Source organism: Enterococcus sp. DIV0691 (assembly GCF_051711145.1).
Classification (GTDB): Bacteria; Bacillota; Bacilli; order Lactobacillales; family Enterococcaceae; genus Enterococcus_B; species Enterococcus_B hirae.
This window is the reverse complement of record NZ_JBIOLY010000001.1, coordinates 2778247-2799977: the sequence shown is the minus strand read 5'-3', so window position 1 is coordinate 2799977 and position 21731 is coordinate 2778247. Positions and strand designations below refer to the sequence as shown.

Below are 21731 nucleotides of genomic sequence, written 5' to 3'. Positions count from 1 at the left end.
CGTTTGTATTTTTGCTTCAAGAAAGATTCTTAGATGCTTGGAGTATACTTTCGTTGATATCATTGATTGGAAAATGATACCTGATGCGTTTGTCACTAAAGTTTTTCCTGACAAGTGTGCATTTGGTGGTGTTCTAACTTCGTTTACTAAAGTAATTGAAATAAATTTGAGATGAAAAAGGAGCGGATAGGATGGCTTTTCCAGAGAATTTTTTATGGGGCGGTGCATTAGCAGCCCATCAATTTGAAGGTGGTGTAATTGGAACGTCAAAAGGGCTTTCGGTGGCTGACGTGATGACAGCTGGCTCACATGGTGTACCTCGAGTGATCACGGATGGAGTTGTGGAAGGTAATTATTATCCCAATCATGTAGGGATTGATTTTTACCATCGCTATAAAGAAGATATTGCACTGTTTGCTGATCTTGGGTTCAAATGTTTTCGTACATCGATTGCTTGGTCACGTATTTTTCCAAATGGAGATGAGCTGGAACCTAATGAAGAAGGTCTTCAATTTTATGACGATGTCTTTGACGAGCTGTTGAAATATGGAATCGAACCGGTTATTACATTGTCCCATTTTGAAATGCCCTATCATATTGCCAAAGAATATGGTGGATTTATGAATCGTCAAACGATCGATTTCTTTCTTAAGTTTGCAGAAGTGGTATTTGAGCGCTATCAAAATAAGGTGAAATACTGGATGACATTCAACGAGATCAACAACCAAATGAACTATTCAAATGATATTTTTGGTTGGACCAACTCAGGTGTTCATTTTGGCGATTATGAAAATCCAGAGGAGGCGATGTACATTTGTGGCCATCATACGTTAGTTGCTTCTGCTAAGGCGGTTAAACTAGGAAAATCAATCAATCCAGATTTCGAGATTGGGAATATGATTGCGATGGTGCCTATTTATCCATTTTCTTCTCGACCAGCGGATCAAATCTTAGCGCAACAGATGATGCATAATCGTTGGTTTTTCTGTGATGTACAAGTTCGTGGACACTATCCAAATTATGCCCTTAAAATGTTTGAGCGTAAAGGGTACCAGATCGATATAACAGAAGCAGATCGACAAGCACTCGCTGAAGGTACAGTGGATTATATCGGTTTTTCATACTACATGAGTAATACGGTCGATTCGCAAGTCCATCAAGATGTTTCAACGAATGTTAGTGGTGGAAGTACGTACTCCGTAACGAATCCATTTATTAAGGAATCTGACTGGGGGTGGGCGATCGATCCAGAAGGTCTCCGCTATTCATTGAATGCTTTTTATGAGCGTTATGAACTCCCATTATTTATTGTTGAAAATGGGTTTGGTGCCATTGATGTTCTGGAGGCGGATCACACGATTCATGATCCTTACCGTATCGAATATTTACGTAGTCATATCCAAGAGATGGAAAAGGCGATCAATGAAGATGGTGTCGTGCTTTTGGGTTACACGCCGTGGGGTTGTATTGATTGCGTGTCATTTACAACAGGGGAGATGAAAAAGCGTTACGGTTTTATCTATGTTGATCGGAACAATGATGGTTCTGGTACGCTAGAAAGGTATAAAAAAGACTCCTATGATTGGTATAAGCGGGTAACAACCTCTAATGGAACAGAGCTTTAGACGAGCAAACATGTAAATAGACCACAAAAAATCAGCTGGTTGTTTTCAAATCAGCTGATTTACTATTTATTTGTATTAAATTGAAAGAGAGTAAAAAGTTTATGCAAGTTGACCAACCTTATTTATAGAACCGTTTTTATTTTTTCCCATAAGTGATCCAGATCCATTGTTCCGTACTCTGCTTTAGAAATAGCTATCACTGGTATCTGAGGGAATTTCTTTTCAATTTCTTCTTTGGCATAGGCAAACGTTGGGGTTAGTAAAATAATATCTGCTTCCGAGGCGTGTTCGTCTATCTGACTTGCTTCATATATTTTAAGAGCCCAAGATTGATTTTTTTCTCTTAAAAACTTCGCTAATTTCATTTCTAAGAACTGGGTTTGCAAACTACCATTGGTAGAAATAAAATTAAAAGACAGATCAAAAATGACAATAGTTTTCATTTTTTGTTCCGCATGTTTTTGAGGATTGTTCATCGAAGTAGTAGCCATTTGTTTTCTTCCTTTCGTTTCACCTATTCGTTATCTCTAGTATACGACAATTATTTTGTAAGCGCTATTTTAAGTTGGTGGAAATAAGTGTGCTTTTTCTTTTAATTTCATTTCATATAGCTACATAGTGAATAAATTGAATAAATATGAATAAACAGCTATTTTATGTTGAACTTTCATTATTCAGCTCATAAAAGGGGTCAAACAATGCTATACTTTATCCAATGGAAAACAGAATAGGAGAAAAATGTATGGATCAAAAAACATTTATTATGCTATTGATTTGTGGCGTGATCGTTTTGCTCATTGCTCTAGATTTCAATGCGCGTCGAAAATTAAAAGAAAGTGTCCATCAGAAGTGGGGAAGAGTGCCTTATCAACCTCGATTTGATAAAGAAAAAAGTTTAAAGGAAGCGTGGCTCACAGAAAAAGAATTTCGTTCATGGTCAAGTGAAGTGGATGACTTGACGTGGTACGATTTGGATATGTTTGAAGTTTTTGAAGGCATCAACCTGACATACTCTAGTATTGGTTCGGAAGCTTTATATCAACGGCTGAGGAGCTTTAACTTTGGGGAAGATCAACGATTAGAAAAGTTAATTGCTTTTTACCAAGAAAACCCTCAAACAAGAGAAAAAATCCAATATCAATTTGCACGACTAGGGAAAAAAGATGGTAATTTTACAAAGCAATATTTAGCGGATGGCCAAAGTAAACAGATCGGACATGTCGGCTTTTATACTTTTTTAGGTCTCTTACCGATCATTGGTTTAATTTTATTATTATTTGGACAAGTCTTAGGTATCTATCTAGCGATTGGTAGTTTGATTTTTAACACACTTTATTATCAAGTCAAGAAACAGACATTAGAAACTGAGATTAATAGTATGGGTTACCTAGTCTCAACGATCTCAACAGCGAATCAAGTAGCAAAGATTGCTACACCGGTTCAAGATGAATTACGGCAAAATGTTAAACCGTTAAAAGATATTCCTAAATTTGGTTTTTCTTTTCGAGTTAAGAGTGGGTCGGAAGCAGAAATTTTATTTGATTATGTCAATATGATGTTCATGTTGCCGTTTATTTCTTATCACTTTGTTATTAGTAGGTTAGAGAAAAAAACGAAAGAGGCAATGAAGGTTTGGGAATTATTGGGAGAAATGGAAGTAGCGGCTGCGGTTCTCAACTACCGTACCTACATGCCTATTACCTGTCAGCCAGAATTTACGGATAATGGCGTAGAGGCAGAAGATCTCTATCATCCTCTCTTGAAGGAAGCGGTAGTGAACCCAGTAGATTGGCACCAGAACATTTTAGTGACGGGCTCGAATGCTTCAGGTAAATCTACTTATGTGAAAAGTATTGCGATCAATTGTATCTTAGCACAGACGATCCAAACAGCCCTCGCAGAAAAATTCACCTTGCAGCACGGTCACGTACTGACTTCTATGGCGATCGAAGATGACTTGTTTGCAGGAGATAGTTATTTTGTTTCAGAAATCAAATCAATTAAACGTCTACTAGATCAAGTGGAAAAAGGGGAAAGATGTTATTGTTTTGTGGATGAGATTTTAAAGGGAACCAATACGATCGAACGGATTGCTTCTTCTGCAGCAGTAGTAAGATGGTTGGCAGATTACCCTTCACTAGCTTTTGTGGCAACTCACGATATTGAATTGACTGAGATCTTGAAAAATGAATGTGAGAATGTCCATTTTGAGGAACAGGTCACAGCAGAAAAAGGAATCAGTTTTGATTTTAAATTAAAGCAAGGTCCAGCAAAAACCAGAAATGCGATTGCATTATTGAAAGTCTTAAATTATCCGGAAAAACTAGTTGCGGATGCAAAAGAAGCAGCAACATTTTTTGATCAACATCGAAAATGGGAGATTTTTGACTAAAACGTACGGACTTAATATGTCAGGCTTGAATGGTTTGTCGCAAACTTATTTATATCAAAAAAGGAAGAAAGCGTGCCTTTTCCTGATGGAGAAATCATGCTTTCTTCCTTTTTGGACATGGATAAAAGGATTCATTTATTTTAGTAGAACAACTGATCGAAAGAAGATGAAATGATTGATTTTATATTGGATGCTCGAATACATAAAATTCTATTTTTATTTTGAAAACTTTATTCATTTTCTTTCAATCATTCCATGTTACAATAGAGAATCAGATGGAAAAAAGGAGATCGTTAAAAAAATGACACAGGCTCTTGAAATAAAGAATTTAAAAAAAGTATACGCAACGGGAGTTGAAGCGTTGCGAGGAATTGATTTAACGGTGGAAGAGGGCGATTTTTATGCCTTGCTTGGTCCTAATGGTGCGGGGAAATCTACGACAATTGGGATCATCACTTCACTTGTGAATAAAACTTCTGGTGAAGTAAAAGTGTTTGGTTATGACTTGGATACTGATTTGGTTCGTGCCAAACAACAAATCGGATTAGTACCGCAAGAATTCAATTTTAATCCTTTTGAAACAGTTCAACAGATCGTAGTGAATCAAGCAGGATATTATGGTGTTTCACGACAAGAAGCAATCAAGCGTAGTGAAAAATACCTTAAGCAATCCAATCTATGGGAAAAAAGAAATGTTCGTGCACGCATGCTTTCTGGTGGGATGAAACGGCGACTGATGATTGCTAGAGCATTGATGCATGAACCGAAACTATTGATTTTAGATGAACCTACTGCAGGTGTAGATATTGAACTAAGACGTGAAATGTGGGAGTTCTTGCGAGAATTAAATGAACAAGGTACCACGATTATTCTAACGACTCATTATTTGGAAGAAGCCGAAATGTTGTGTCGGAATATCGGGATTATCCAATCAGGTGAATTGATTGAAAATACAAGTATGAAATCATTACTTTCTAAATTACAATTTGAAACGTTTATTTTTGACTTAGCACCGTATGAACAAGCGCCAGTTCTACAAGGGTACACTAGTACGTTTGAAGATGAGCGGACCCTTGCTGTTGAAGTAGAACGGGATCAAGGGGTCAACGGAATCTTTGATCAATTAAGTGAACAAGGGATAAAAGTGCTTTCGATGAGAAATAAATCGAATCGCTTAGAAGAATTATTCTTGAAAATCACGGAAGAAAATGGTCATGTGGAGGAAAAAAATGTTTAGTCTTTATTTTACAGCTTTAAAAAGTTTAGCCATCAAGGAAACCAATCGCTACTTGCGGATTTGGGTCCAAACACTGGTTCCACCAGTGATTACCACCTCACTTTATTTTGTGATCTTTGGGAAAATGATTGGCGGACGTATTGGTGATATGGGTGGATTTTCCTACATGGAATTTATTGTTCCAGGGTTGATCATGATGTCCGTTATCACTAGTTCTTATTCCAATGTTTCGTCCTCATTTTTTTCTCAAAAATTCCAGAAAAATATTGAAGAAATTTTAGTTGCGCCCGTTCCCACACATGTGATTATTTGGGGATTTGTGATTGGTGGACTGGGACGTAGTATCTTGGTCGGGGCGTTGGTAACGATGATTTCGCTATTCTTCGTTCCGCTAAATGTCTTCTCTTGGGGCATCGTGATTGTTACTTTGCTGATGACATCGATTTTATTTTCACTAGCGGGTTTGATCAATGGGATTTTCGCACAGTCGTATGATGATGTGTCGATCGTGCCGACCTTTGTCCTTCAGCCATTGACATACCTCGGTGGTGTCTTTTATTCGATCTCTATGTTGCCACCAATCTGGCAGGCAATTTCTAAAGTTAATCCGATCGTTTACATGATTTCAGGATTTCGTTATGGGTTCCTTGGAACGACAGATGTACCCATCATGGTTTCGATCACGATTCTTGTGTTATTTAGTTTAGTGCTTTATTCACTATGCTGGTATTTAATCAATAAAGGTAGAGGGTTAAGAAGCTAGAGTTTGTGGAATGATCAAAAAAACTTATTCTATTTTCTACAGAAACGGATTGATTTGATCAAATTTTTGGTAATAGACAAGAAATAGTTGAGTCTAGGATAGATGCTTATCCTAGACTTTTTTTGTTCGATTAAAGGACTTCCTCATACAAATTTAGACGATCTACTCTTAAATTAACTAAATATAATATGTTAAAATGATAACTAAACTTTAGTTTTTAGTGTTTTATTTAGTATAGAAAAATAAAAAGGGGATATGGAATGACAATTGAATTTCGCGAAACGACGTTAACTGATGTGCCAGCCGTCATGAAAATCATTAATGAAGCAAAACGGTTATTAGCTTCCGCTGATAGTCCGCAATGGCAAAATGGTTATCCAAATGAAGAAACGATCAGGCAAGATATCGATAAAACATGGTCTTATGTTTTGGTAGTCGATGGAATCATTGCTGGAACATTAGCCTTACAAAAAACACCTGATAAAAATTATCAAGAAATCTTTGAAGGAAGTTGGGAAAAAGCTGATGCGCCCTATACAACAATCCATCGCATTGCACTAGCTGATGCATTTCGCGGACAAAAGCTGGCTTACCGACTCGTTGAGTATGCAGAAGCAGAAACAAAGGCCTTAGGAATGGCACAAGTAAGAGTTGATACGCACAAAAAGAATACTAGTATGCAACGTATCATGGCTCATTGTGGGTTTGAGTTACGTGGTATCGTCTATGTCGACGATGAGATAGACAATGAACGATTGGCGTATCAAAAATTGCTTTAGTAAAGGAAGCAGTGGTTTTGCTTCTTTTGTTGATTCCTAGTATAATGACTCTGTTTTTTAGAATAGTGAACGAAGAGTATTACATGGCGAAACTACAATGAAATGGAGAGTTATCAGTGAAAGAAAATTTTTGGGCAGAATTACCGAAGCCCTTTTTTATATTAGCACCAATGGAGGATGTCACAGATGTGGTGTTTCGACATGTTGTGCAGGCGGCAGGAGCGCCCGATGTGTTTTTTACAGAATTTACAAATTCCGATAGTTTCTGCCATCCTGATGGTAAAGAAAGTGTCAGAGGTCGCTTGACATTTACCGAAGATGAACAGCCGATGGTTGCTCATATCTGGGGGGATAAACCAGAATTTTTTAGACAAATGAGTATCGAACTAGCAGAAATGGGTTTTAAAGGGATCGATTTGAATATGGGATGTCCGGTTCCTAACGTTGCTGAACGTGGGAAAGGGAGTGGCTTGATTCTTCGTCCGGAAGTTGCAGCGGAACTGATTGAAGCAGCGAAAGCAGGAGGATTACCTGTAAGCGTCAAGACAAGGATCGGCTATACAGAACAAGAAGAGTTGGAAGGTTGGTTGAGTCATTTATTGAAACAAGATATCGCCAATCTTTCTGTTCATTTACGTACGAGAAAAGAAATGAGTAAAGTAGATGCTCATTGGGAGTTTATCCCTCAAATCGTAGCATTAAGAGATCAACTTGCGCCACAAACGTTGCTTACGATCAATGGCGACATTCCTGATCGGCAAACGGGCTTGGAATTAGTTGAAAAATATGGTGTAGACGGGATTATGATCGGTCGTGGGATCTTTAAAAATCCTTTTGCTTTTGAAAAAGAACCAAGGGAACATTCAGCAACTGAATTGATTGATCTTTTACGTCTGCAATTAGATCTCCAAGACCAATATGCCAAAGAAATCCCCCGTTCAATGACTGGGCTACATCGTTTCTTTAAAATCTATGTCAAAGGATTTCCGGGCGCAAGTGACTTACGTGTTCAATTAATGAATACTAAATCGACCGACGAAGTCAGAGCGCTTTTAAATGCTTTTTCTAATCAAGAGTAACCGATGAAAATTTCAAGAATACTGTATTCTGTTTGTATTTTTGAATCTTATAAAAGAAATCAGAGGTAGATAAAACGCCGAATGATCCGAATGAATTTTCGTGATCATTGGGCTTTTTTTTGTAAAAGTAGTTATTTAATGAGAAAATTGAATGGCAAATGAGACAAAACTTGTCACAGTCTCTTCTAGTATCTCTAAAAACGAATAAACGGCGTTCAAGAAGCAACTCCTCAAGAATAAGCGATGATTTTCTAAAATATGAGGAGCTATTTAAAAAAATCCTCTCTTATTCGCTCGGGGCTAAACGCTTCTTTCACAGCCTCTTGCTAAACGGTGTTCAAACATCAGCTCCTTGAAATAAGCCTGAATTTTTCAAAACATGAGGAGCTGTTTCAAAAAATTCTTTCTTATTGTCATCAGAGCTACCCGATGTTTTCACGACCTCTGATTCACGGTGTTCAAAGAGCTGACCTTCGGCGATAAGTCAAAAAATCTCAAAACATGGGAAGCTGTTTCGAGATTTCCATCCTTAATACTCCTGCGATTACTCGTCGCAGTTTTTACTTGGTGAGCGCTCAGGTCAAAACACTCTTTTCACGACCTCTTGTTCACGGTGAGACAAAAGTAGCATCTTCGGAAATAAGCTGAAATTTACCAAAAATTTGAGAAGCACCAAGTAGGTAACAATCAACATCAAAAACTAGTTTTTGTGTTTCTTGTCAATTTTCGGAAATTCCTTCTTATTTCTTGATGCTAAACACTTTTGTCTCAACCTCTTTGAGCATATTAGTTTATCACTTGATAAATTTTGCGTTATCATTAAATTTATCAAGTGATAAAAAAGGTAAGTAGGTGATCCCATGAAAAAAATTATTGTCATTGGGGCGGGAGTAGCTGGATTAAGTGCCGCAGTTCGGTTGCAAAAGCTAGGATATGAAGTCACACTGTACGAAAAAGATCGTCAAGTTGGCGGGAAAATGAATCAAATCAAAACGGCAGGATTTACCTTTGATTTAGGACCAACGATTGTGATGATGCCAGAAATTTATCGGGAAGTATTTGAATTTTGTGGGAAAGACCCCGATGACTACATTCCAATGAAAAAAGTTGATCCAATGTTAAAACTGTATTTCAACAAAGAGGAACCAATCGAGTTTTCCAATGATTTAATTGAATTGACAAAGACGTTGGAAAACATTTCGCCAGAAGATACACAAGGTTATTTCGCATTTTTAGCAGATATCTATCAGCGATATACGATCGCAAAAGAAGCCTTTATCACGAAATCATTTCGTGGTTTTTGGGATTTTTATAATCCTAAATCATTATGGGCAGGGATCCGCTTGCGGACATTCAGCGATGCGTATACGTCTATTTCTAAATTTGTGAAGGATGACCGTTTGCGTAAATCATTGGCTTTTCAAACACTTTATATCGGGGTATCGCCTTATCAAGGACCCTCTTTATATACGATTATTCCAATGATCGAATTATTTTATGGTGTTTATTTTATTGAAGGTGGAATGTATACGTTAGCGACTTCATTGGCGCGATTGTTTGAAGAATTAGGTGGAAAGATCGTTTACGAAACATCAGTAGATGAAATCCTAATTGACAATAAGATTGCTAAAGGGATCCGAATCGGGACAGAACAAGTGATGGCTGATGCTATTGTATGTGGCGCTGATTTTCCTTATGCGATGAAGGAATTAATTCCTGATGAAAGAAAACGGGGAAAGTATACAAATAAAAAAATCGCTAAATTTGAATATTCATGTTCTTGTTTTTTGATGTATCTTGGCTTAGACAAGAAATACCCAGAGGAACACTTGCATAGTATTTATTTTGCAGAAGACTTTAAACAAAATGTTGATGATCTCTTTGAACGAGGAAAGTTACCAGATGATCCATCTTTTTATTTGTACCGACCGTCATTGATGGATGATTCGCTTGCACCTGAGGGTCAGGAAGGCTTATATGTCTTAGTACCAGTGCCAGAATTGTCAAAATATGAGAAGTGGACGGAACAAACGATGCAAGCCTATCGCCAAAAAATCATCCGATTGCTCAAAGAAAAGACGATTTTTAAGGATATCGATGAGCATATCGTATCCGAAACATTGATCACGCCCAAAGATTTTTCTGAACGTTTCAATGCTTATAATGGAGCGACTTTTGGCTTAAAACCGACATTGATACAAAGTAATTATTACCGCCCGCATAACAAATTTTCTGCAGCAGAAAATTTATATTTTTGTGGGAGTAGTACCCATCCTGGCGCAGGGGTACCAATTGTTATGCAAAGCGCAAAATTAGCGGTAGAGGAGCTGTTGAGAGATGATAACCATTAACAATGATCCTTTTCAAGAATACCAAAAAGATTTTGCCTATTGTGAATCAATCATCAAGAAAAATTCAAAATCGTTTTACCTGGCTTTCTCACAGTTGCCTAAACGAAAAGCTCAAAGTGTCTATGCCGTGTATGCGTTTTGCCGACGTGCAGATGATTTGATTGATCGCGACAACAATCAAGCGGGATTGAGACAGTTAGAACGGCAATTGCTAGATTTTAATGAGGGAAAGGTTCCCAACGATCCAGTCTGGCGTGCGCTATCAGTGGTCTTTGACAATTTCCCCATGGTAACCGCTCCTTTTTTTGATATGCTGACTGGTCAACGAAAAGATGCTGATTTTAAGCAACCAGAAACAAGAAAAGATCTTGAAGAATATTGTTATTACGTTGCAGGTAGTGTAGGTTTGATGTTGCTTCCGCTTTTAACTGAGCGCCCAGCTGACCTCGTTGTACCAGCTAAAAAATTAGGAGAAGCGATGCAGTTAACGAATATTTTACGAGATGTTGGAGAAGATTATCAAATGGGGCGAATCTACCTGACAAAAGAAGACATGACTAGATTTGGGGTAGCAACTACCATGTTAAAAGAAAAGCAAGCCCAAACACAATTAGTCGCTTTATGGGAGTCACTGGCTCAGCAGGCTGAAAACTTATATGAAGAATCATTTGAAATGTTTCCTCTTATTACAGAAGATTGTCGTCAAGCACTTGCCAGTGCTGCGTTTATTTATCGTGAGCAATTAAATATCGTGAGAAAACAGCATTATTCTTTATTTGATAATAAGAATAAAGTTAGTCATTATCGAAAAGTACAGCTTTTAAAAGAGGTCAAAAGTTATCTCAAAAGCTATTGAACCGTCTGATTATTAAAGAACCGAATATAAATTCAATATTGTTGTTTTCAAACGATTATTAGTTGAAAAAATTGAAAGCAATGAGCCCGAGACCAAAAAGGTTGTCGGGCTTTTTATCACTGTTTTGTTACATAGGTCTTTCTATGCGAGAAAAATTTTCAGATAAAAATAAAGATTTAGCGGAATATTTTAGAACTTGTCGTATATTATTCATGACCAAGGTAATAGTTTTACCAACTAAATGCTAGGAGGATGGAAGAATGGGACCAATTGCAGTTACGCCTGATCAATTAAAATCACAAGCGAAGATCTATCAGCAATCAGCGCTCCAAATACAAGAGGCTATCCGAAAAGTAAATACGATGAACCAGCAAATTGCTCATAATTGGAAAGGACAAGCTTTTCAAGCATATCTTGATCAGTATCACCAGTTAGAAGGTAGCGTTAAACAAATGACACAATTATTTGAAAGTATTTATGAGCAACTCAACAACTATGCGAATACCGTTTCAGAACGGGATCGTCAAGATGCTCGGAATTTTGGGTTGCTATAGCGTTTATCAGTAAAAACCAATCTTCGTTTGACTTGTACCCATTAAAGCAGCAAATGTCAGTTGTTTTTTAGCTATTTTCATTTGGTTTTTGTTTTGATTCCTTGACTTTGAATGTAAAAAATAAGCCATACATGAAAAAAGGGGTAACTCAATGAAACAGGGAATAGACATTGATATTTGTTTGCAAATCGAACAGCAAACGATCGACTTGCAAATACCTAGGGAAATAACCATTAGGCGCTTAAAGGAATTATTTGTGAACGCGCTTCAGGTTTCTTCGATCGTGCTACCGGCTGCGTTCGATTTAGAAGTGACAAATAAATCAATACGATTGAATGAAGAATTTCTTTTATCAGATTATCCAATTAGTCATGGTGACCAACTGTTAATCAAGCCACGTATCCTTAATGGTGGTGACAACAAGTAATTGAAGAGCGAAAAGGATGTATTTAAAAAAGAAGGTATTAAAATAACCGATGAACGAGTGGAAATTCAGCTACAAGCGAATCAATATGCGTTGGATCAGATCGAACAATATACATTTTTTTTAAAACCTAAAAGAAATTTACTGGCAGGTGACGTTAGCCATTTATCTACAGAAAAATTAATCATTCAATACAAAAAAACAAATCAAATGAAGTGTTTCTCACAGGTTTTGATTAAATTAGATTTTTACCAACGATTATTGCTTGCCCAAAAAGTCAATCAATTGTGTGATTTTATGAATGGACCGATCCAACCATTGTTTCATCCCGATAATTTGTTTCTGTTTGGAGAAGAGATTTTTCTTGCACATCGAGGGTTTATGCAAGTTATCGCTCCATATACGGTCACTGAAAATGATTTTCTGAAGCAATATCGGGCACTGGTGTTGGCTATCTTATATCCTAATTTGAGTTATGAGAGTTTAAATGGAGGAAGTGAAGGATTAACAGATGACTTGTCGAAATTGCTCCATGGAGCAAAAAATGTAACAGAAATCAATCAGATTATTAGCGACCAAATCGAAACACAAAAGGAGATTCGAACGACAGAATTACGTGTGGTCAGTAGGAAAAATTACTTTATTTTTAAATGGGGTAGCCTTTTATTCAGCTTGTCAACCATCCTTTTTGCTTTATTAACAGGAAATTATGCGTTTTATCAATTACCACAGATAGAACGGAGCGTGGATGCACAAGCAAAATATATAGCCAAGGATTATGCAGGTGTTTTAACGGCTTTAGCAGATGTATCCCCCAGTTTGTTTTCTCAAAGTATCAAATATATAGTGGCTGTTAGTGTCATTCAATTAGATCATTTAACTTCATTAGAAAAAACAGCTATTTTAAATCAATTATCTCAAGAGTCAAGTGAGAATCGTTTGCTTTATTGGATTTACATTGACAGAAATAATCTCCAACAGGCATTGGATATCGCTCAAAACATTGGAGATGAGCAGTATCTTTTGCATGTCTATACTAAGTTATATCTGACAGTAAAAATGAACGATCAAATGAGTGGTGAAAAAAAGCAAAAATTACTAAAAAACTATCAAGAAAAAATTAGTCAATATAGCAAAAAGCCAGGAGAGAATAAATCTGAAAATCCCACAAAATAAGACACTATGCACCGAAAATCAGATGAATATCAGTCTTTCCATCCTTTTTGATCTCTTTTATTTTGGGGAGATGTTTATTCATGAAGTATTTACTCAAAATGATAAAGAGCTGGTGATCGCCGGCAAAAAAATCTGTTATATCAAACAGCATATAAATTTTTCAGACTCTTCGATCAAAGATGATCCGAGGTTTCTGATATTAAAGCATGAAACATTGCAGAGAAAGTGGATCGATCCACCGAATCAATTGATTGATATTTCATGTGCAACGACCTCTGCTTTGATGATTGAATCAGATGCAATGATTGCGATAGATTATCAGGATAATAACTATCAATTGAGTATATATCCTAGTAAAGCACCCGTTTATTATAACCAGCAACTTGTAACAAAAGGTGTATTTACTTTCCAAGTAGGTGATCAGATCGTAGTGGATCAGTGGATTATCGAAAGGCGGGAAAAGCAGTGGCAGATCATCGGTTTAGGTCAAGCGATCCAATTAAATCCATGGGTACTTTCTGAAGTCCCTTATATACCTGAATATCCTAAGCACTTCCCCTTTTTTAGAAGAAGCCCTAGAATCTATCTGGAAGAGCCAAAAGTACAAGTGGAGGTTCGATTACCGAGACACGAAGCAGCTCAGGAGAAACAATCCTTTTTTAAATTGGTTCTCCCGTCTTTAGGTATATTTATCTTAAGCGGAATGTTTCTATTTTTTAGCAATCGAAACCTGTTTCTGATACTAGGTATGTATGGACTTAATTTATTGACGTCCAGTATCTCTACTATCAATTATTTATTAAATAAAAAGAAAATAAAACGAAAAAAAAGTGAACAAAAAATAACTATCCAACAATATAGAATCAAAAAAGCTTTTGAATTAAACAGGTTACAGCAAAGACAAAAAGAAGTTTTACAGTACATGTATCCTTCTAATGATCAATTAGCACGAATGACAAAGGAATGTCATCCAAGAATCTATGAACGTCGACCAAAGGATAAAGATTTTTTAACCGTTCGCTTAGGAATAGGCGAACGTCCATCCAGTTTTAAAATTGTTAGTTCTTATTTGGATGAGGATCAATGGAACGATGAAGTTCTATCCGATTTTATTCGTCCTTATCAGAAATTAAAGAACGCACCTATTGCGATTTCGTTAGCAACTCAGTCAGTGGGGCTTGTCGGTCCATCGAATGTTTTGCAGGAAGCTCTTCAATCTTTACTATTTCAAATTTCTGTCTTGCACTCTTACCAAGAGGTTGAGTTTATCACGCTTCTTCAAGAAAAAGAATATGAAAAAACATGGAAAAATTGGCGTTGGTTACCACATCATACGTTGCGATCCTTTCCACTTAAACAAAGAGGGCTCCTATTCAATTTAAAAAATCGAGAGTTGGTTTTAAGTGCATTTTATAAGATCCTTTCTAAAAGGAAGCAACAACTACAACATGCTGATTATCAGAAGATAGCTTTTAAACCAACTTATGTTTTTTCAATTATTACAGAAGAAGGCTTGTGGGAGCATGAAATCAGTGAGTTTTTAACGGAAGAATTAAATCGGTATGGTGTCGTAGTTATTTGGGCGAAGGAATCTATCGATCAGTTGCCTGAAACTGTAACGACGTTAATAGCGTATCAAAGTCAAGATATTGCTATGTTGATCAATCATAAAGAACAACACATTAATCAACCATTTACACCTAATCGTTTACCAACTAGTTATCCACTTGAACAAGCAATTTTTCGCTTAGCTAACTTATTCCATGAAGAAATTGAAAATCAAAATCTGCCAGAAAAAATCAATTTATTAGAGCAATATCAAGTTCAGACTGTTGAGGAGTTAATGATTTCTAAGCGCTGGTTGAACGCAGAGCCAAGTAAGACATTGCGTTCATTGATCGGCTGGCAGAGAAAAAATCAGGGGATCTACTGGGATCTCCATGAACAGGCACATGGACCTCATGCTTTAATTGGTGGCACGACTGGTTCAGGGAAGTCAGAATTTCTGAGTACTTATTTAATGGGATTAGCCATCAATTTTTCTCCTGAAGATGTAGGGATTCTAGTGATTGATTGGAAAGGTGGTGGCCTCGCACAAACAGTAAGTAAGTTGCCACATTTTATGGGTGCAATCACTAATTTAGACCGAGTTGGTACGTCCCGTGCATTGATCAGTATCAAAGCGGAGCTGGAAAAGCGACAAAGGTTACTTGCGACCTATGAAGTAAACAACATCAATGAGTATATGCAGTTATACAAACAACGAAAACAAAGGAACGTTTCTGCGTACCCTGATCAGCCGCTGCCTCATCTTTTTCTAGTATCCGATGAGTTTGCCGAATTAAAAGTCAATGTGCCAGAATTTTTGGAGGAGCTGACTTCAGTAGCGCGGATTGGTCGTTCACTTGGCGTCCATTTAATTTTAGCTACCCAAAAACCAGCCGGAGTAGTCAACGACCAAATCGAGGCGAATAGTAAAAGTAAAGTGGCATTGAAAATGGCAAGTGTTCAAGACTCAAAGGAACTTTTACAAACAACAGATGCAGCTTATGTGTCAAGACCAGGGAGGGGTTATCTTAAGGTAGGAGAAAATGACGTCTATGAATTGTTCCAAAGTGGTTATACAAAAGCACCCTACGCACCAAACCAATCTCTTGAAGATGAACGGATCGTTGTTGTGAATGAATTTGGTCAAAAGGAAGTCCTCTTTGCTCCTACAGAAAAAGATTCGAGGAAAGCAGCGGGCAGTATAGTTACGCAATATGAGGCAGTCAGAAGGTTGATTGTACAAACTTTTCAACAATCAACATTCAGCCAACCATCACAACCTTGGTTACCAGAATTACCAACATGGTTAGTAATGCCTGTCTTTAAAGGAAATGAACGGAATACATTAAAGGTTCCCATAGGCTTGTTAGATGTACCTCATGAGCAAAAGCAAAGTCATTATTACTATGATTGCGAGAAAAGTAGTCATACCGTTGTATTCGCTAGTTCTGGATATGGAAAATCTACGTTATTACAAACAATTGTTTTAAGTCTTGCAAGACAAAATACTCCAAATCAAGTATGGTTTCATCTAGTTGATTTTGGTACTAATGGCCTTTTACCGTTGAAGAAGTTGCCACATGTCGTTGACATCGTCACTTTAGAAGAAGAAGAAAAAAGACAAAAAATGTTTGTGAGAATCAATCGATCATTGGCGGAGAGAAAACAACTGTTTAAAGAAAAGGGTGCCACAAATCTCTACCAATACCAAGAAAAAACGAGCATCCAATTACCGATCATTTTTATTATATTAGATAGCTACGAGAGTTTGGGGATAGAGGATAAACGAAAAGATTCCATCGATGAAACAATCGTGCATTTACTAAGAGATGGTGCAAGTTTAGGGATTTATCTTATTCTATCTGCCAATCGTGTCGGGAGTATTCGCCTAAATATGATGAGTCAATTTGCAACAAAGCTGTTTATGTATTTACATGATGAAAGTGAAATCAAACAAGTGCTGGGAAGAGAAGCGATTGTTGCGTTACCTATTAAAGGAAGAGGGCAAGTGATGCTTGACCGACCAACGATATTACAATTTTATTTACCCACTAATGGTCAAAATGAATCAGAAATATTCGAAAAAATGGCAGAAGAAATAACAAATATAGATCAAAACTGGGTAGGAAAACGTCCTGAAAAAATCCTGATGGTGCCCGAACGGTTAACGCCAAAAATTTTCAGTCAGTTTGTGCGCAATAAAGAAAAAGACTTGGTGTATCTAGGTTTGAATAAGCAAACAGTTGAGGTGGAATCATTTGCATTTTTTCTTGGAAAGCAGCTAGGTTTATTTTTTACTTCCAATGTACAATTGCAGAGGATGTTTTCATGGTGGCTGTCACAAATGATGGATGTGGAAGAAAATGTTATTTTAATCGATGTTTCTGGAACATTGGAGCAAATAAAAAACGAAGTGACTTCGTATTTTAGCTTGCATGATGTCGCAAAACGAAGTGAGAAATTTACTCATTTCTGGGATGAACTGTGGTTCACGCCAAAAACGAGAAAAATCGTGGTTCTTAATGGACTGGATGATTTCGTGGAAGAAATGGGGTTACTCTCGGGAGAAGTAAGCAAGTTATTAAATAGAGGAAATTCGTGTTTTCAATTCATTTTTATTGATCTGTTAGCGAAAACTGGCAACTTTTATGGTGGAATGACTCAAATAGTAAAAGAAAATGTTTCTCAGATCCTTTTTGATGGGAGTCTCCAAACTCAAGGATTTGTTGATGATTTTACATTTACGAGAGAAAATAACCCAAATAATAAAAATAGTTTTTACAGTTTAAAGGATGGAAAGTTGGAAATCATAGTAGTTCCTGTCGAAGAAGAGTGAGGGTAAAAATGATACCGCACTAAAAATAATGTACCCGAACAAGAGGGCACGGGTGCAAGGGTTAGCTCCAACAACAGAAGGAAGAATTTTTTGTAATAGCTTCTCAAGTGTTCGAAAATTCATGCGATTTCGAGGAATTAATTCTGGAATGTCTATTTGGTAAGAAGGTATGCTCACCATTTATTCATTTTTACACCTAAAAGAGTCTGGGAAGTCCTTTTTTGTCCCAGACTCTTAACGGTAATTTTTTTGAAAACTTCTTCTTATTATTGAAGTTTAAAGCGTTTTTTTCTGTCTTTGGCAAAAAACTCAGGATCACTCGTAAATAACGTTGGCATAATAAATAGTTACATTTTTTTTTCGAGTAATTTTAATTCTTGGATCATTGCTTTTTTTCGCGGGTATTTTTCTTTTAATTCTTTGATCAACAATTGAACCGAGATCATGCTGTTTGGTAAAGTAGCCATTTCTTCAATATATCTCACCAGTTTATGATAATGATTCCGAGTAGTCATAGTGTGGGCTATTTTCCGCAATTCATATTCATATTTCTGTAATAGTGCTTCGGGAGTCTGTTTTTTTAAAATATTGAAATAACGATTAGCTTCTTTGATTCCAGAGGTCTCTAACACACGATTCAATAATAGATCATAGCATTTTTCCTGTGAATAAAGTAAGCCAATGTCTTGATGATTATGTAATTCTTGGAACAAACGGTTTCGCAACGATATCCATTCGTCTTTTGAACAAGTTTTTTTCAATTGGTGAACTAGATTCATATCTAATGCATCATTCTCAATCAATAACTTAAAAACTTGATTTATGTATGCTTCTTTTTTTCCTAATTTATAATAGAGTTTTTTTAGAGAATAACGATGAAGTTGAACGAGATCAGGAGATTGACGATCCAAAAGCAGACTCTCCTGTAATACTTTTTCTGCTTCTTTGTATATTCTGTTTTTAAGTAAGTAATTAACATATTGTGTCCTGATAGTAGGGGAGTGCCAGTTTTCTTGGATAGTATGTTGAATTTTTTGCTTGGAATAGTTTAAGTACTCCATTTGTTTAACAGATAAAATTTGTTTCTTTTTTTTCAATCCTCTTTTTTTGTCTGCGGGTTCTTTCTTCAACGAGGAAGCAGATTGTTTCTCATAGTATGCTTGATATTTATTGATATCAAAAGAAGCATCTGAATAAATATATTGTTGAAAACGTTTTGCTAAGTGGTCATTTTCCTTTAAAATCATCTTTAAAAAAGGACGGATTTGTGAATCTTCCGCGTAGGAAACCAAATATGCGCTGTTATTTGCATCTTTCTTTTGTAAGTATTTATTGTATTCGAATAAAACGGCTACTAAATGGGGACAATGATCATTCGATAAGCAGGGGCAGCTACAAACCATTTTTTCTAAATAAAAGTGGTCAACGAGGTCAATGATTGCATGATAGTTTTCATTACTAGTAATGTTGGCAGTAATCTGTTTTTGCTTAACCTTAAAGTTTTTTACCTGTTCCCCAATAAAATAGGAGTATCCTAAATCTATTGTAGTTTCTAAAAAATATTCTTTCCAGTTGTTCACCTAATCTCCTCCTTTATATTAATTCTTACTTAATAAGTTTAACGGATAAATGAATGAAAAACAGTATTTTTTTGTTGATACGTAAGTTATTTAATTTTAATATAAATGGCTATTTTTAGGTATATTTTTTATAGTAAAATAATTACCAATTGTTGTTTAAAGAAATTTTTTTATTCTTTCGTGATTGTGAGGGCGTTTTTCAATTTCTAATACAGCAATTTTGTGTAGCAAAGAGTCTAACGTGATATGTGACATTTCTTCCTCTACTTTTGCTTGGAGTTGGGTATAGCTTGCCGTCAATGTTTCTTGAATATTCGCACCAACGATACAATTTGGGTTTGTTTTCGGATCCACTTGAATGAGATTAGTATTTCCTTCAATACTTTTATAAATATCTAAAAGTGAAATTTTTTCAGGAGAACGAGCTAAAGAAGGTGCAGCTTTTCCGACTTGCGTAATAATCAAATTCGCTTTTTTTAGTCGGCTCATGATTTTACGGACATTAGCTGCACTGGTTTCAATACTTTTCGCAATCATCTCACTAGATAACATATCGCTATCTTGAAAAATTGCTATGTAGGCTAAGATGTGGATCGCATCGCTCAATTGTAAAGAATATTTCATACTATCCCATTCCTTTCGACGTTTATTCTTGACTTATTTTAACATACTCTTTAAGATAATGGTGTAACTTAAAAATGTACAGGTTTTATTTAAAAAATTTATCAATGTGAAAAAAGGAGTGGTTAGAATGAATTATCTCATTACTGGAGCAACTGGTGGTTTTGGTAACTATGCTATGGAGTACTTAAAACAGCTCGTTCCTCAGGAAAATATCTATGTGTTGGCGCGGAATGAAGTAAAGGGGAAAACACTTGAAGAAAAGGGTTGGAATGTCCGTTTCGGAGATTATGCTGATTATTCTTCTATGAAAAATGCCTTACAGGGAATTGATCGCTTGTTGTTTGTGTCTGGTGCACCTGGTAATCGGCAAGCTGAGCATGAAAATGTTGTGAAGGCCGCAAAAGCAACTGGTGTTTCTTACATTGCTTATACTAGTTTTGCTGATGCCAATCACTCGACCAGTATTCTAGCGCCAGATCATCAGTTTACAGAGAAAGTAATTGCTGATTCTGGAATTGCACATACTTTTTTACGTAATAATTGGTACTTAGAAAATGAATGGCCACTCATTGAACTTGCCTTAAAGAATGGGCGCTTTATTTATTCAGCAGGTGAAGGTAAAACTGGCTGGGCATTAAAACGAGAATATGCCGAAGTTGCAGCAAAAGCACTAGCGAACTTGAACTTTCCAGAAGTTCTTGAATTATCGGGTCAACCGATTACGTATAAAGAACTAGCTAAAGAATTAAAAGAAGTGACAGGCAAACCTATTGATATCGTGGCTACCAATGACCATGAGTTCATCAAAAATTTAGAGGAGGCTGGTTATCCTGAATCTGCTGCACAAATGTTTGCAGCTATTCAAAAAGATATCAAGAATAATCAACTCGATGTTTCCTCAAAAGATTTTGAACAAGCTTTGGGACATCCACTTGTCTCTTTAAAAGATGGACTAGAAGAATTGTTGAATCAATAGTTGTAAAAAGCGGTTGAGAGAACGTTTTTAATTTTATAAAACAAGGGTAAATTCTCGCAAGTGACAAGAAGTATAAAATAAGGTTTTTACGGTTGAAACTTACCTGCTTACTGTTTCTTATTGAGTTTATTGCTGAAAATTTAGTCAGTGAAAACCGTGAACAAAAGGTCGTGAAGCATCGTTTAGCTCTGATAACCTTAAGAAAGATTTTTTGGAACCAGTTTTTTTGTTTTGAAAAATTCGGACTTATTTCAAAGAGTAGCTGGTTGAACACTGTTTATTCGTTTTCACACCTATTTAAAGAGTCTGGGATCAGGCTCTTTTTTTTGCATTTAAGTGATAAGTAGAAGATTGACTTTTTTGAATGTAATAAAAAAAAACACTTACGAGAAAATGAGAAATATGCTACGATACTTTTCGTGACAAATTTAAAGGAGTGGTATAGTTGCCTACAAACAAAAAAGAAGGAATTATTTTTACATCACTAATGTGTTTTCTCATGGTCTTAGGAATGAGTGTGTATAATCTCTGGCTTCATGGGGATTTATATTTTTCAAATCTATTGATTGGTTTAGTTCCAGGATTCATCGTGGCTTTTATTCTAGATGTCTTTATTGTTGGTGTGATTGCGAAAAAAATAGCTTTCAAGTTGCCAGTAAATTCAGAAAGTAAATTTCAAATGATCGTAACGATTTCTTGTCTGATGGTCTTAGGAATGGTTACCTGTATGTCGTTGTTTGGTGTTGTGATTGAGCAGGGAATACCTGACCAATTACTTTCAGCGTACCTTACTGCATGGAAAATGAATGTGATTGTTGCATTGCCTTTGCAATTACTAATCGTAGGTCCCATCTCTCGATTGGTATTAAGCACGATCCAAAACTAAAAAGATCTTTTAGATTATAAAAAAAGAGGATGCGACTTGTTTAGC

At 36.3% G+C, this 21731-nt stretch carries 17 protein-coding genes; 14 read left to right on the top strand and 3 right to left on the bottom strand.

Annotated features, from left to right (window positions below; translation table 11 throughout):
- The first annotated feature begins 191 nt into the window (after positions 1-191).
- A complete protein-coding gene (locus IGJ11_RS12800) occupies positions 192-1625 on the top strand; it encodes a 6-phospho-beta-glucosidase (protein WP_207433465.1) in 1434 nt (477 codons plus the stop codon).
- Between the two features lie 122 nt (positions 1626-1747).
- Here the strand turns inward: IGJ11_RS12800 and IGJ11_RS12795 are convergent, their stop codons facing one another.
- Positions 1748-2116, bottom strand: coding sequence for a hypothetical protein (locus tag IGJ11_RS12795; RefSeq protein ID WP_010737245.1), 369 nt, complete (start codon positions 2114-2116; stop codon positions 1748-1750).
- A gap of 251 nt (positions 2117-2367) precedes the next feature.
- On the opposite strand from IGJ11_RS12795, the gene IGJ11_RS12790 reads away from it, so the two are divergent.
- The 11 genes from IGJ11_RS12790 to essC all read left to right on the top strand — a co-directional run bounded on the left by IGJ11_RS12790 (position 2368) and on the right by essC (position 17620).
- Positions 2368-4017, top strand: a complete 1650-nt coding sequence (locus IGJ11_RS12790; protein ID WP_251849747.1) for a MutS-related protein — start codon at positions 2368-2370, stop codon at positions 4015-4017.
- Positions 4018-4318: 301 nt separating this feature from the next.
- Positions 4319-5254, top strand: coding sequence for an ABC transporter ATP-binding protein (locus IGJ11_RS12785; RefSeq protein WP_010720660.1), 936 nt, complete (start codon positions 4319-4321; stop codon positions 5252-5254).
- Positions 5247-6017, top strand: coding sequence for an ABC transporter permease (locus IGJ11_RS12780; RefSeq protein ID WP_010720659.1), 771 nt, complete (start codon positions 5247-5249; stop codon positions 6015-6017). The genes IGJ11_RS12785 and IGJ11_RS12780 overlap by 8 nt, the downstream gene beginning before the upstream one ends.
- Before the next feature lie 260 nt (positions 6018-6277).
- Entirely contained in the window at positions 6278-6796 is a 519-nt protein-coding gene (locus tag IGJ11_RS12775; RefSeq protein WP_034700089.1) for a GNAT family N-acetyltransferase, read from the top strand.
- 116 nt (positions 6797-6912) lie between these two features.
- Positions 6913-7875, top strand: a complete 963-nt coding sequence (locus IGJ11_RS12770) for a tRNA dihydrouridine synthase (RefSeq protein ID WP_207433461.1) — start codon at positions 6913-6915, stop codon at positions 7873-7875.
- 860 nt (positions 7876-8735) lie between these two features.
- Entirely contained in the window at positions 8736-10226 is a 1491-nt protein-coding gene (locus IGJ11_RS12765; protein ID WP_207433459.1) for a phytoene desaturase family protein, read from the top strand.
- Positions 10213-11082 carry a phytoene/squalene synthase family protein gene (locus tag IGJ11_RS12760; protein ID WP_207433457.1) on the top strand — a complete coding sequence of 290 codons (870 nt, stop codon included), beginning with the start codon at positions 10213-10215 and terminating at the stop codon, positions 11080-11082. The genes IGJ11_RS12765 and IGJ11_RS12760 overlap by 14 nt, the downstream gene beginning before the upstream one ends.
- Positions 11083-11342: 260 nt before the next feature.
- Complete coding sequence (locus IGJ11_RS12755; protein ID WP_010720654.1) at positions 11343-11636, top strand: WXG100 family type VII secretion target; 294 nt, start codon at positions 11343-11345, stop codon at positions 11634-11636.
- A gap of 151 nt (positions 11637-11787) precedes the next feature.
- Positions 11788-12063: an EsaB/YukD family protein gene (locus IGJ11_RS12750; protein ID WP_126342850.1), complete on the top strand. Its 276-nt coding sequence runs from the start codon at positions 11788-11790 to the stop codon at positions 12061-12063.
- Positions 12064-13236, top strand: a complete 1173-nt coding sequence (gene essB, locus IGJ11_RS12745) for a type VII secretion protein EssB (RefSeq protein WP_126342854.1) — start codon at positions 12064-12066, stop codon at positions 13234-13236.
- Positions 13237-13306: 70 nt separating this feature from the next.
- Positions 13307-17620, top strand: coding sequence for a type VII secretion protein EssC (essC, locus tag IGJ11_RS12740; RefSeq protein WP_341352332.1), 4314 nt, complete (start codon positions 13307-13309; stop codon positions 17618-17620).
- A gap of 347 nt (positions 17621-17967) precedes the next feature.
- Here essC and IGJ11_RS12735 read toward each other — a convergent pair whose 3' ends face one another.
- Positions 17968-19200: an SWIM zinc finger family protein gene (locus IGJ11_RS12735; RefSeq protein ID WP_034700067.1), complete on the bottom strand. Its 1233-nt coding sequence runs from the start codon at positions 19198-19200 to the stop codon at positions 17968-17970.
- Between the two features lie 156 nt (positions 19201-19356).
- On the bottom strand, positions 19357-19824 hold the full coding sequence (locus IGJ11_RS12730; RefSeq protein ID WP_010737255.1) for an Rrf2 family transcriptional regulator: 468 nt from the start codon (positions 19822-19824) through the stop codon (positions 19357-19359).
- Between the two features lie 127 nt (positions 19825-19951).
- Between IGJ11_RS12730 and IGJ11_RS12725 the strand changes: the two genes are divergently transcribed.
- Together IGJ11_RS12725 and IGJ11_RS12720 are read left to right on the top strand one after the other, a co-directional pair.
- Entirely contained in the window at positions 19952-20800 is an 849-nt protein-coding gene (locus IGJ11_RS12725) for an SDR family oxidoreductase (protein WP_207433453.1), read from the top strand.
- A 445-nt stretch (positions 20801-21245) separates the two neighbouring features.
- On the top strand, positions 21246-21686 hold the full coding sequence (locus IGJ11_RS12720; protein ID WP_010720646.1) for a DUF2798 domain-containing protein: 441 nt from the start codon (positions 21246-21248) through the stop codon (positions 21684-21686).
- Positions 21687-21731: the final 45 nt, after the last annotated feature.